Raw genomic sequence first — 13,548 nt, 5'->3', positions numbered from 1 at the left:
ACTAACTATTTAAAAACAGATATAGCACGATCTGCAAAATTGGCTGCTGCAGATGTTTCTTGAGAAACAACTGCTTGAGAGGCACCTGAAAACTTAATTGTACTCGTATGAAGTCTATAAAGCTCATGCAGGATAGTTTTTGTAAGCTCTGTTTTTGAAGAGAAAGCTTCTTTACCTATAACAAATGCTTTTTCTTCAAAAAGAGTCATGCCCGATAAGGGGGCACTTGGTTCAACAATAATGGTTCTTCCAGCAATATTTAACTCTGTTCCTACTCCAGCTTTGAAAGAAGATTGTAATAATTTTTCATTACTCATGATTTGCTTGGCTTCTTGAATGATAGCTTTCTCTATAGGGGTAAATCCACTATTGTATCTGCCTAACATTGCACCCAGAAACCGCCCAAATATACTTGTAATAGGCTTAAATATAGCACCTGTTATAAAAGTCGACTCGATGGTGTGGTCGGCTTCAATTGCATCTCCTCGTTTGATCAGTTGTTCATACTGCGCTTGGCTTTGCTGTTGACGCTCCTGCGCGGTTTGTGCTAAACGACCGGGTTGAGGCTGTTGAACATTTGCCTGTCCTTTCCCCGGTCCGTCACCTCCACCATTCTGGAATACCCCGTTGAACTCCATGGCCCCGGTGATGTCCTTGCTGTCCTGAGTGGTGTAGCCATTACTGTACTCGAACATACCCGTTGGGTCGGTGACACTGACGGGGTTGTCGAAGCCCAATCGGTAGGGTGACCAGTGAGTGGCTTTTTCGGCCAGTGGGTCGATGAGTCCCCATCGGCCAATGGTGGCATCGTAGAAGCGGGCGCCGAAGTCGAGCATACCGTTGCCGATCTCGGCCAGATTCTCCTTGCCGTTGAAGCGGTCCCGGTTGGTGCTGCTGCCACTGCTGAGGGCGGCTAGTTCCATGCCCCAGGGGTCATACTCGGTCCATTGGGTGACGTTGGCTGTGCCGCTACTGGAGGGGCTGAGCACGGCCCTGATGTTACCCAGATGATCGGTCAGGAAGTACTCGTAGGTGGTACCCTGAGCGAGTCGTCCTTCGGGGTGAGAGATGGAAAATAGGCTGCTGTTGAGGTACTCCACTGGCCCCACATAGTTGCGGCTGTCGCCACCACTGAGGGGCAGATTGAGATTTAGGCTGGTATGATGGGTAATAAAAAATCAGGTTGCTGAGCATCGCAATTGATGCTCAGCAACCTGATTTCAGAAAACCTGTCAGAGCAAGTCTTAACATTATTCTAGCTCATCTTTTTTGGGGAGACGTACTAAATTGATAAACCTCTTTTCAATTGCGCCCCAAATTCTATAATTTTCTTTAGCATCTTGTAAAGAGACTAAATTGGGGCCCCCGCTATCGTTAATATGCTCTTCCTGGTAAAAGTCTTTTTGCCAAAAACAAACTGGGCAAATATCAGAAACTGTCCCTGCTTCTAATGTAGAAAGATTACAACAGGCGCACTTTATTTTGTTTGAATTCATCATTTATTCCATTTTGCGACTTGCTCGGCCCAATATTTAGCTGGTTCATTGAGTCTTCTATAAAAGGTTTCTACTACACTGTTAGGTCTCATAACGCCAAATTCCCCAGTCCTCATATTTATTCTAAAAGTATAACCTGCAGTATTAGTAAAGCCTTGTATATTTCCACCTGTAGGGCCATCTAATAATGACAATGCTCTTTTATAAAAAGCTTCCTTAGAAATTGCTCCCCATTCACCAGCATGCTTCCTGAAGTGATATTCAAATCGCCAAAATCTGCTGAATGCATTTGGTAACAGCTTAGTACCTAGAGTACTACTCCCACCCAAAGATAACCCAATTGGCGATCCGCCAATAACATGCTGATCGGGATCGGTATTGACACCTGAAAAGTTGCTTCCATACACGACATCAATTGTCACTAAGAACGGATCGACAAAAACGCCGTTAGGGCCCTCTACCTTGTAAGACTCTAATTGCCCACTGGCATTCTTACGCATACCCGTTCCGGGTGTATTCGATGTTGTCAGTCCGCCCGAAGTTTGGGCTTGCTTCTCTTGACGAGTACTAGCCTGCCCTTTCCCCGGCCCCGGTCCATCCCCTCCACCATTCTGGAATACCCCGTTGAACTCCATGGCTCCGGTGATGTCCTTGCTGTCCTGAGTGGTGTAGCCATTACTGTACTCGAACATACCCGTTGGGTCGGTGACACTGACGGGGTTGTCGAAGCCAAAGCGGTAGGGTGACCAGTGAGTGGCTTTTTCGGCCAGTGGGTCGATGAGTCCCCATCGGCCAATGGTGGCATCGTAGAGCCGTGCCCCAAAGTCGAGCATACCGTTGCCGATCTCGGCCAGATTCTCCTTGCCGTTGAACTTGTCGCGGTTGGTGCTGCTGCCACTGCTGAGGGCGGCTAGTTCCATGCCCCAGGGGTCATACTCGGTCCATTGAGTAACCCCGCTGTTGGCAACCACAGCCCGGATGTTGCCCAGATGATCGGTCAGAAAGTACTCGTAGGAGTTGCCCTGAGCGAGTCGTCCTTCGGGGTGTTTGATGGCAAACAGGCTGCTGTTGAGGTATTCGACGGGTCCCACATAGTCGCGGCTGTCGCCACCGCTGAGGCTCATCTTGAGCTTTTTGCCCGTGGCGTCGTACTGGTAGCTGACGGTGGTACCACTGCTGAAACTGACTTGTTTGGGTAGCTTAAGCACATTATAGGCGATGGCGGTGATCTTGCGGTTGAGATCCTTGTTGAGACTGCCATCGGCATTGTAGCTGTAGTCGTTGCCCGAGGTGTTGTTGTCCACAAAACCCAGCGTACTGCTGTTGACATCGGTCACGGCGAGCAGTTGGTTACTCAACGCGCCATAGCTGTAGGTGAGCTGATCGACGTTGGTGCGGGTCAGGGCAGTGATGTTGCCATTCTTATCGTAGGCGACGCTGGCCAGGGAAAAGTCTTCGCCGGTGGCCCCGGTGTAGGCGGCCCCGGTGAGCCGCTGGCTGGCATCGTAGTTGTAGACGAACTGCCGATACTGAGTGGGCTGTCGGCTGGTGAGCCATCGCTGCTGGCCAATGGAGCCATCGTAGCGGCCAGCCGTCTCGTAGCTCAGCCCAAAGGCAAAGGCGTCGTTGCGGCTGGCTGTCAGTAGGGGCTGCCCCGTCGCATCGCAGTTAACGCCCAACAGCCAGCCGCAATAAAAGCTTGTCAGATTAAGCCTTGACTAAAATAAGTTATTTCCTTTTTACCCCGATGCTAGTTTCTGAAGGGTCAAGATTATTTTTTAGTATCTCCATTTTTCTTGCCCCTATGTAGTAATTGGTGTTGTTCGAAGTCAAAACAAACACTTCTTCGCTTGACAGTGCTTCAACAAATTCAGGATCACACTTTTTTAAAATATAATCACACTCCTCCTGGGTGCCATTACGTATTTCAACGTCTTGAAAATAAGAGACTGTTTCAATGTAAAAAGTGGAACTGAAAAAAATATCTGTATTTTCTACTGAATCATCGACAATGGAAGAACTTCTTAACAGCAGAATATTGTGCGTAAGAGAATAATCCGTTAATTTGAAAAAACCTGATAGTTTCATTTTTTGGCCAGTTTATAAATACTCATCCGCGATGCAATTGCTGACGAGTGGGCATTGTTTATGCAACTACTACAGGACTTTCGCCCCAAGCCGTGCCACGGTTTTCTCCCTACGCGCAAATTAACCACGGTACGTTGTACGCTGGCACGGCTTGGGGCGAAAGTCCTGTACTACTTCACCGTAACAATGGTATAAGCGGCCTGATGGGGTTGGCGCGTGCGTGAGCCTACGGTTGTGCGTATACGGTCGTCGTCGTGGATAAGCAGCAGACGGTGATTGTCGAGCGGGGTCAGATCTTCGGCTTTGTGGTTAAAATGGAGCAGTTGCCCCTGACTATCCCGCACAAGCGTGAATGGTTTGTTGGCATACAGATCGTCGGGCGAAATGGTCCACAAATAAGCGTCGAGCTGGCTGTTGGATTCGAAGGAGGTAAGCATCCAGAAGCGTTTCCGTTGCGGATCGTATTCCAGACTCGACAGGGCCAGCGGTTGGGGTAGTGTTGGCTCGGCTTTGGCCGGATCGAAATCGGCAATGAGCTTCCAGTCGTTGGCGAGTCGGATACGGTCGGTGTTGCCGATGTGCTCAATTCGATACGAAACACTGATGACTTTGACGCGATGCTTAAAATCGCTGTATGATTTTCCTTCTTCCCGAATACCGAACAACAACTGGTTATCGGTTGCGGCCAGTCCCTCAATTTTGAAATAGGGTATAGCGCCCGGAAATTCATCGGTAGCCAATACCTGCGCAATTCGCTGGCGATAGCCGATAGACGTGCGACTGGTATCATCTGGCGCCAGCACAATTGGGTGCTCCGGGTTGCCATTAGGCCAGTAAAGAATGGTATTGTAACTATCCCAGTCGTGGCTACCAGGCTTGATCCGGTCGAAAGCGGTAGTCAACAGCACGAACTTTTTATCGGGCGTTTGCGCAAAATCTTCGTATTTCCGGGCCGATACAAAAGCCGATTGCGTCAGATACGTTGGAGCCTGGGTTGAATCGCTGAGCGATGCCGGTGTTTTCTCAAATACCGGGCTCTGACCAGCAGGCATATCTTTATCGTTGGCAAACAACACGTTTTTCCCGTCGAACAATGCGGCCGATGCTTCGCACCAGACGGGCTGTCCATTGAGCGACGTGCCGGGAGCGAAACAATTCAGGAGTCCTTCTTCGGTTATCTGGGCCGTGGCAGAAGCTGTTGGTAGTTTGGCCGTTTTACAGCCATAGGAGAGGACTAGTGTGGTTAAGAGGATGGCAGATAGACGGTAATTCATACAGGTTTTATGAAAAAAATAGCCTGCAATCTACATGATTAGCGCCGTAAAAGGAATCCTACACCATGCACATTTTCTATACGGATGTCAGGGGCCTGGGCCAGCCGTTTACGGAGTCTGGAAATGAATACATCGAGACTACGGCCCATAAAGTAATCGTCATCGCCCCACACGGCCCGCAGCAGTTCGTCGCGACGAACAAGCGTGTTTGGGCGCTCAAGTAAATAAGCCATCACATCGGCTTCACGGTGGGTCAGTATCTGCGACTGTCCATTCAGGTGAAGGGTTAGATTTTGCCGGTCGAGCAGAGGAGCCGCCGACGATGGGCGATCGGCATGGTTACCCGTACGGCGCAGAAATACATTGATTTTCAAGATTAGCTCTTCAATGCTGAAGGGTTTAGTCAGATAGTCGTCGGCCCCAAGCCGAAGGCCTTCCAGGCGGTCTGTTTTATTGGTCAGCGCACTCAGGAACAAAATCGGTATCTGCGTATTTACGGCCCGAATTTGTCGGGCCAGCGCAAAGCCGTCGGTCTGTGGGAGCATCACATCAAGCAAACACAAGTCATAGGAACCTGCCTGAAAAACGGCCCAGGCATCGGAACCATTGGTACAATGTGTAACCAGAAACGGTACGTTTTCCAGCGTATCGCGGATCACGAAACCTAGATTGACATCATCTTCAACAAACAGAATACGGGCGGGCATCGGCAGTGAACGAGTGAATTAGCGAAAAACGGTTCCGGTAGGGGTCGATTCGGTTCGACCGGTCTTATTCAGACTGGTCAGGAGGGGCGATGTAACGCTAAACACACTACCCTGGCCCGGCGCACTGGTCAGTTTCAGGTGCCATTTATGGGCACGAATAACCTGCCCAACATAGTACAGCCCCAGGCCAAACCCCTTCACGTTATGAGTATGCCCGGAGGGTACCCGAAAAAATTGCCGGAAAACTGCCTTATGGTATTCGGGCGCAATACCGATGCCATTGTCGCTGACCGACCAAACGAGTTTATCGCCTTCCTGGCGGGTGTGCAGTACTACGTCGGGCGATGTGTCGCAATATTTCAGCGCATTGTCGATCAGGTTGTTCAGAATCGTTTCCAGATGATAGTGATCGGCCAGTATATGCGCGTTGGGTGCCCGTAAGTCGAGCGATACAGAAGGGGCCGATGCCAGCGCAGCGGTTTCCATCAGTTTGTGCAGATCGACATCGGTTTTGTTGAGAACGAAGCCCGTACGTTGCGACCGGGCCAGTTGCAGCACGCTGTTTACCTGATGTTGCAGCCGCCGACTTTCTTCGCCCAGAACACGGGCATATTGTTTGAGCCGATCGGGTTGGGAAAGAATGGCGTCGGACTGGAGCACATCGGCGGCTACGCGGATAGTAGAAACGGGGGTTTGAAGTTCGTGTGTGATATTATTGATGAAATCGCGCTGCACTTCGGTTAACCGACGTTGCCGCAGCACCACAATCAGCGTATAGCCGAAGATGGTCACGACTAGTAAAACCACAACCGTCGACCATACCCAGCCATTCAGTTGGCCCGCAATAAAACCCGACTGGTGCGGAAACCGGATACCGAAATAATAGGTGTATCGGGGAAATTTAGGCAGGTTTTTCGTTTTCGAAATAGCCGTACCACCCGTGCTGACATACGCTCCGTAGACCATGCGGTCGGTTTCGCAGTTGTATATACCATATTCGTAGTCGGTGATGAGGTTATGTTGCTGGAGCGATTTCTGAATAAATCCTTCCAGTGTAACGGGGTCGATGGGCGCATCGGTATTGACAATGAAATAGTCGGCAGAGAGCTGGGTGACGGCATACCGGTTCAACGTAAAGCGGTTGAGTCGGGCTACTTCGTCGGCTACATCCTGTAGGGCAATAAATGCTGATTGCCGAAACTGGCGTTCGCGCAGGGCGTAGGCATTGCGTACCCAGATGGCTTGCATGGTCAGAATGCCAATAATGGACAATACCGATAAAACAACCAGCAGGCGAAGGCGTGCCATGTTTGGATAGGGTTTGTGCCTGAAAAATGGCAGAAAGTGTAATCGTTTGGCTAGTCAAAGATAGGTTTTTGCCGCTTGTGCGCAACTTGTTAACAACTCATTAACAAACGTTAGCGACTGTTTAACAGAGGGGGTAGCAAAGGATCGCTAGGTTTGCCATGTCGTTCAGAAAAGACGAATAAACTACAAACCTTATCAAACCAATTTGCTTATGAAACGGATACTATTTTTTGGATCGCTGATTGTGTTGATGGCTTCTGTTGCCATGACGGTGCCTGCTGCTGTATTTAACTGGAGCAAGTCGACCCACGATTTTGGCCGTATTGTTCAGGGAAAACCCGTAACGGCTGAGTTCTCGTTCAAAAATAAAGGAGAGTTGCCGCTCGTCATCAATTATGCAAAAGGCTCCTGTGGCTGTACGGGCGTTGACTATCCCAAAGAGCCGATTATGCCGGGGCAATCGGGAACGATCAAGGCTACGTTCAATGCGGCTGCATCAGGTGCTTTCAACAAAACCGTAACGGTCGAATCGAACGCCGAAGGCGGAATGCAGACGCTGTATATTAAAGGAGAGGTGGTGAAAGAAGGAGCTTCGGCGCAATAAAACAGAAGTTAGTCGTTGAGCCTAGTGAATACTAGGCTCAACCATTGACTCAACCAGTTTTTAAAAGCAAACAGAGCCGGACAAACAAATCCGGCTCTGTTTGCAAAATAGCCATCGGTCATTCGTCATTGGAAATCGCGTTCTAAGCCCCAATGACAAATGACCGATGGCTATTTACTATTGCTTAATGCTTGTCTACTTCGTACTTCATTTCGCCACGATCTTTTTCAACGGCCGACCGCCCTTCTTTCATCCAGAGCGGTAGGGGCGCATCTTTTAAATAATAGTCGAAAAACTGATAAAGCCGGATGCTCAGGTCTTTGGCATTGTGGCGGTGTGTGAGGTTATGGCCTTCGCCATTGTAAACCAGCATCCATACAGGTTTATTCAGACGGCGTAGCGCCGAGAACAATTCGATGCCCTGATACCAGGGTACGGCACCATCGGCGTCATTATGCGTCATCATCAACGGAGTCTGAATTCGGTTGGCGAAGAAAAGCGGAGAGTTTTCGATGTAATTCATCGGTTTTTCCCAGAGCGTACCGCCAATACGACTTTGTGTTTTCTCGTACTGAAACTGCCGAACCAGACCCGTTTCCCAGCGAATACCACCATAAGCCGACGTCATGTTCGCTACGGGAGCACCGGCTTCGGCCGCCCGGAACAGGTTGGTGCGGGTAATTACGTAGGCCGTCTGATAACCACCCCAGCTTTGCCCCTGAATTCCGATCCGGTCGCGGTCAACAAAACCCTTATCGATCAGGCTCAATACACCCGGCACAATACAATCGTAGGCATTTGGCCCCGGTTGACCGGTTGTATAAACAATATCGGGTACGAAAACCAGATAGCCATTCGAAACACAGTAGGGAATGTTGATTGTTGACCGACTCGGTGCCGGAACCCGATAATCGTTCAGCGTTTCGGCATTACGTTCGTAGAAATACGTCAGCATGGGGTATTTCTTTTGGGCCGGGCCGCCGTTGCGGTTGAACCCTTCGGGTTTGAAGAGCAGCCCTTCCAGCTTAACGCCATTGGTACCCAGCCAGCTTACCAGTTCAACACTTCCCCAGCTAATGCTGTCCTGCTGCGGGTTGGCGTGGGTAAGCTGAACCGGCGTAGCCAGCGTAGTGTCGGTCTGATACAAATTCGTTGGCTCCTGAAAATTGCCCCGATAAAAGGTGAGAACGGGTGCATTTTTCGCTTTGTTCAGACCCGCATACCGGTGATTGCTACGTGTTAGTACACTTGGTTCTGAAGCTGCCAGACCGTTTTTGTTTTTTAGGATACCGGTGGTTTTGTCGCTTTCCCAAATGCCCGTCAGGAACAACTCGTGTTGGGGATCAATGGCTTTTTCGGCCGAAAACCGTCCCCGAACTTCATCGTTGTCGAGATCAGCGCGACGGAGTCGGATTTTATTTTTACGCCCCCAGCCCATGGTGAGATTAACGGGTTTTTCGTGGCCCGTCGGGTCTATTTGCCAGATGTCGTAGCGGTCGTAGAGCCATACGTATTTATCGCCACTGGTCCAGCCTGCCGATCCATACGAGCCTGGTAGATTAGGTGTATCGTGCTCCTCGTCGAAAAACTTACTGGGTAGTCCACGAGTCAGGTCGATGCGCTTGCCATCGGCTATTGACCAGGCTCGCCACAACGAATCACTCTCATCGAACCAGTAGGCATACTTTCCTTCGGGCGACAGTTTTGGCTGCGATGCCATGATGTCGTTCGCAATTCGTTTTTTCTCGCCGGTTTGGGTATCAATCAAATAGAGATCGGTATGGCCAGGGTCCCACGATGATTGAATCTGATAAGGCAGATCGCTAAGCCCAAGTAGGTATCGGGTACTTTTCTCCGGATCGAAAGTAACTGTTGCTATCTCGCGATTGGCAATTGGAATCACTTTTCCTGAGGTGAAATCATAAATGGTCAGATAACCGCGTTCTTTTTCTTCTTTCAGCCGACGCTGCTGCATGGGCTGAAGACGTGTATCTTTCCAGGTCCAGATGTCCATCCGCACTTTTTCGTCGTCGGGTGTGAGGGTATCTTTCGTTGGTTTTGGCGGAATGGGCGAGGTCGAGAAGTAGAGTCGTTTGCCATCATCGGCAAATTTCGGCTCCCGAAACTCATTGACCGACCAGCCTTTGGGTAGCGCGCTGGTCAGCGTATCGGCCAGCACCCGAAAGGGAGGTTCAGCAACAGGGGTTTTGCTGCGTTTGCCTTTGGCCGAAGCGACTGGTGCCAGGTTTTTATAATATAGCGAAAAGACTTTCACATCGGCACCGGCACTATCGGCAGAAGCCATCCAGACCAACTGATCGCCGGTTTTGTCGACGGCCAGCCCTTTATAAATCTTCCGCTTCGAACTCGTGTCGATCAGTGCTGTCTGGCCAGTAGTTGTGTTAAACAGAAATACGCCTGGCACGGCAGCGTCGCCTGTTTTCAACGAATCGTTAGCCGATTCTTTACTATAGAAAACGGCATGACCGTTGTCTGACACAGCCACGTTGGAGACATAGCGTACGGTTTTACGGGTGCCATCGGCCATGTTTAGCAGAACCAGGTCGTCGCCTTTGGGCTTTTTGACCGGGCCTTTGCGCGTAGCTATGGTTGTGGTCGAAACCGGAGCCGACGGCAGCAGCGTATCGCTCTTCGCTGTGGATTTTGCGGAGCCCGATTCACGAGCGTCTTTGCGGTCCTGCAAAATAGCCAGCCAGGAACCCGAATCTTTTCCAAATGCGCAGGATTTAACATTCGGGAATTTGGTGGCTTTACCCGTTGCCAGGTTCAATGCCAGCAGACTATCCTTAGGCATCTCGTCGGGTTTCTTCTTTTTCAGTTTCGCTTTTTTCGTATCGGCGGCCGGAGCTTTAAGCTTCATGACCAGAAATTTACTATCGGGCGTAAACTGAGCCATGTAGCCGCGCGGAAAAACATAGCGGGTGCGACTGGAGACAGGACCAGCGGTGCTGGTAACTTCCAGGCGGCCGTCGCCCTCCTGCGGGTCGATCTGATAAGCAATCCAGCGACCATCGTCCGAGATTTTTTCCGACCTGACGGTTTGCCAACGGTCATAGTCGGCGGCAGTAAGTGGCCGTTTCGGCGACTGGGCAAATACTGAAATGGAGGTTAGTAAGCAGAGTAGCAGTTGATTGAAGCGATTCATAGAAGAAGGACATTAACAGCCAACGAAAATACTGAAAAATGGTCATTAATCGATGAATGATAAAGGTGTAGGCGCGGAATTTAGGAATAATTATAGCTTATTCATAGAATTTTATAATTGTCGCGTTTGTTCATTTCGGGCCATGCACCGAGCGGATCGACAGCAACGAGCGTCGCATTGGGGAGTAGTGGAAGCCATATATCTCGTTTATCGGGATTGGGGTAGACAAGCTGTCGGTAAATTTCGTGTCCATCTTTGTCGAGCAGGGCAACCGGTACGCGATCATTAATCGGCAGGGTGGTTCGTTGGCCCGGTTTTTTTTCCTGCCATTTGCTCGACACAATTTCGACAACCAGGCCATTAGGCATATTGGCAACGCGCCCAATTTTGTAGACAAACCATACCGGATCACGTAAATACGTGTTCAGGTAGCGAAGCGAATCGGGAAGTTGCTGAGTTAGCTGGTTTGAAAACGCTGTGGCCGTGGCCGAACCGGGTTGGCGAATAGCCTGCCGATAGAACTGGCCAATGGTTAAACTCAGTGGCGCATCACCCCAGACCTGTCCAATACTGGTTAAGGCCAGAGCCCCCCGACCGCGCTCAAGCGCATCGTTGCCATCCGATTGTAGTAAAGAAACTTCGGTACTATGGCTGCGGTAATGACTGGACGCATACAACGTTTTGCGTTGAGCCAGCCGTTTGGCCAACTGCTTGGCCCCGTAGCCTCGTGCTACTTCCTGTAGGGCCAGATATTCGGGCAAGCTTTGACAGAGAAAACCTTTACCGGAATGCTTGGCCGGATGGAGTCGATGAACAAGCCATTGTTTAAACACTTCCCGAGAAACAACATAATCAATGTAATCGAGCAATTGCGGTTGTCGATAATCGGCCAGCCATCCTTCCTTTTCAGATACCTGGATTTTTCCTGGCTTCGACCATATCGCTACTGATTGCAATGGCGTTTCGCGAATTTCGAGTGATGTGTATGGATAAGCGCCAAACAACTGTTCTCCTCGCATCAGGGCCGATTTGGCAGCCATCAGAATATGCCGAACCTGATAGGGATGATGGTACTGTACCTGAACACGAACGGTTTTTCCCGAAACGGACCTATAGGGTAGCGTTTGAGTTGTGTAGCTTAGTGGAGTTGTAGCTATTCTGGACTGGTGATTTAGTTGCCAGATGCCTGCTCCAAAAGCAACAAATGAAACGGCGATAGCCACGACCTGTTGCCAGGAAAATTGTTGCCGCCACTGGCTGAGCCGATGTCTGAAGCCATCCGAAACGCCCCGGTTCCAAACGGTGAAAAGAAGTGTTATGAACAAACCTGCCATACTCCACCAGATCAGATGAAAAACCGGGCGAAGGGGCGCATTGGCTCCATAACCGATTAAATCAGAATAGGATGAGGAACCAGGTAAGAACGAATACAGATACATAGCCTCTGCCGGACTGGAGGTTTGATAGGCTACCGTAAGCGCACCAAAGAGAATCAGATTGACGAAATGACTCAGGAACCGATTGTTGAGCAATACGGCTACCAATGCTCCTACTATGATAAGCTGACAGTAACGCAGAAACCCATCCATAAGCAAATCGGATGCGTATAATCGCCAGTCGATTTCATAGAAATGCTGATAAAGCTGTATGCCGATGCCCGTTAGAAAAAGGGTGGCGGTTAATAGCAGCGCCAGACCGCCCATCGCGATAATTTTGGCCGATAAGAGCACAAAATTCGACTGGGGGAGGGCGTCGTAAATCGACCAGAATCCAACGGTTCGTTCCTGGAAAAGTAGTTCGCCCGTCATTACTACTAAAAACAGGCCAATCAACGTGCCTATCGACAACCGAAGCGCCGTCAGATGAGCAGTTGTTGGAAGCTCGGGGAAGTTGGGGTTCTGAGTCAGTATCGTAGCGGTTAGCAGGGCCAGCATGGCTAATAGCCCTACACTAATCTGTACTGCCGGTTGGCGAATGAGGTTGAGAAAGGCGAATTTGGATAACCGGACAAGAACCTGAAATTGTTGCCATCGGCCAAACTGGCTATGCGGCTTTGGAAGTATTGAATGAGATATGGACGGGGTAGATAGCTCTTTCGCGGAGGTACGCTTACTGGGTATCGCCTGACTGAATGTATTGAACGAAAACTGGGATTCTGCCTGAGCCAGCACGCCAAGCGCTATGCCAATCCACAAGAGTCGGTTGATGAAGAGCAGGTCGGAGAATGTAAACAATGTGTGGGCATCGTTCAGAAATAGCATATCGTCGAGTGCTTCCTGAATCAGACTGACACCAAATGGATCGAGCAAGGTTCTAAGGTCGGAATCAGCATAAAGTGATGTACTCGATTGGGCCAGCAAAAAGTAAAGAGCCACTGCAAACAAACTGACGTAAGCGCCCCGAATGCTTCGTAGAAAGACGGTTAGTGAGAACGTAAGACAAACGATAACGAAGCTATTGGGCGCCAGCAACCGGACGAAACCGTCGAGCAAAGCCAGCCACGGAATGGCGGTTAGCGTAATAAGAGAATGAATAACAATGCCGAGCGAATAAAAACTGGCAATTGCCAAAGCTGTACCATACGAACCCAGCAGCCGCCCCGAAAAAAGTGTCCGACTCGTGATGGGCAGGCTATACAGATACGGCGTTGTCCGAAAATCCCAGTCTTTGGTCAGCGACTGACCTGCTATCAGCACCGTAACAATAGCCAGCACTAACCCAAACGACGACAGTACGGCATAGGCGTCTGTAACCGGATTCCCCGTTGCCGAAAGCTCTGCTAATCGGTAGGCGGACCAGTAACCCTGCATCAGTGTAAGGATGATAAACAGGTAAAACGTCGGCTGTCGAAACTGGTACCGAAACTCAAATTGAATGATGGACGACAATGGGCTCATAATACCCA

The 13,548-nt window shown here is 50.0% G+C and carries 10 protein-coding genes; 1 reads left to right on the top strand and 9 read right to left on the bottom strand.

Annotation, left to right across the window (positions count from 1 at the left end; genetic code table 11):
• Positions 1-5: 5 nt before the first annotated feature.
• The 7 genes from WBJ53_RS24085 to WBJ53_RS24055 form a co-directional block, all read right to left on the bottom strand.
• Positions 6-1,100, bottom strand: a complete 1,095-nt coding sequence (locus WBJ53_RS24085; protein ID WP_338870943.1) for an RHS repeat-associated core domain-containing protein — start codon at positions 1,098-1,100, stop codon at positions 6-8.
• 150 nt (positions 1,101-1,250) lie between these two features.
• Positions 1,251-1,499, bottom strand: coding sequence for a CPCC family cysteine-rich protein (locus tag WBJ53_RS24080; RefSeq protein ID WP_338870941.1), 249 nt, complete (start codon positions 1,497-1,499; stop codon positions 1,251-1,253).
• Positions 1,496-3,175, bottom strand: coding sequence for an RHS repeat-associated core domain-containing protein (locus tag WBJ53_RS24075; protein WP_338870939.1), 1,680 nt, complete (start codon positions 3,173-3,175; stop codon positions 1,496-1,498). Before WBJ53_RS24075 ends, WBJ53_RS24080 begins: the two co-directional genes overlap by 4 nt.
• Before the next feature lie 49 nt (positions 3,176-3,224).
• The gene (locus WBJ53_RS24070) at positions 3,225-3,584 is read right to left on the bottom strand and encodes a hypothetical protein (protein WP_338870937.1); all 360 of its coding nucleotides are present in this window, start codon (positions 3,582-3,584) and stop codon (positions 3,225-3,227) included.
• A gap of 170 nt (positions 3,585-3,754) precedes the next feature.
• Positions 3,755-4,858, bottom strand: a complete 1,104-nt coding sequence (locus WBJ53_RS24065) for a hypothetical protein (protein ID WP_338870935.1) — start codon at positions 4,856-4,858, stop codon at positions 3,755-3,757.
• 38 nt (positions 4,859-4,896) lie between these two features.
• Complete coding sequence (locus WBJ53_RS24060; protein WP_338870934.1) at positions 4,897-5,565, bottom strand: response regulator transcription factor; 669 nt, start codon at positions 5,563-5,565, stop codon at positions 4,897-4,899.
• 18 nt (positions 5,566-5,583) lie between these two features.
• Positions 5,584-6,873, bottom strand: coding sequence for a HAMP domain-containing sensor histidine kinase (locus tag WBJ53_RS24055; protein ID WP_338870932.1), 1,290 nt, complete (start codon positions 6,871-6,873; stop codon positions 5,584-5,586).
• 211 nt (positions 6,874-7,084) lie between these two features.
• On the opposite strand from WBJ53_RS24055, the gene WBJ53_RS24050 reads away from it, so the two are divergent.
• The gene (locus WBJ53_RS24050; protein ID WP_338870930.1) at positions 7,085-7,477 is read left to right on the top strand and encodes a DUF1573 domain-containing protein; all 393 of its coding nucleotides are present in this window, start codon (positions 7,085-7,087) and stop codon (positions 7,475-7,477) included.
• A 184-nt stretch (positions 7,478-7,661) separates the two neighbouring features.
• On the opposite strand, the gene WBJ53_RS24045 is transcribed toward WBJ53_RS24050, so the two are convergent.
• Both WBJ53_RS24045 and WBJ53_RS24040 read right to left on the bottom strand, forming a co-directional pair.
• The gene (locus WBJ53_RS24045; protein WP_338870928.1) at positions 7,662-10,643 is read right to left on the bottom strand and encodes a prolyl oligopeptidase family serine peptidase; all 2,982 of its coding nucleotides are present in this window, start codon (positions 10,641-10,643) and stop codon (positions 7,662-7,664) included.
• 101 nt (positions 10,644-10,744) lie between these two features.
• On the bottom strand, positions 10,745-13,540 hold the full coding sequence (locus tag WBJ53_RS24040; RefSeq protein ID WP_338870926.1) for an ABC transporter permease: 2,796 nt from the start codon (positions 13,538-13,540) through the stop codon (positions 10,745-10,747).
• Between the last annotated feature and the right edge of the window lie 8 nt (positions 13,541-13,548).

The sequence above is a fragment of the Spirosoma sp. SC4-14 genome, assembly GCF_037201965.1.
Lineage (GTDB): Bacteria > Bacteroidota > Bacteroidia > Cytophagales > Spirosomataceae > Spirosoma.
This window is presented reverse-complemented; position numbering and strand designations above follow the sequence as displayed.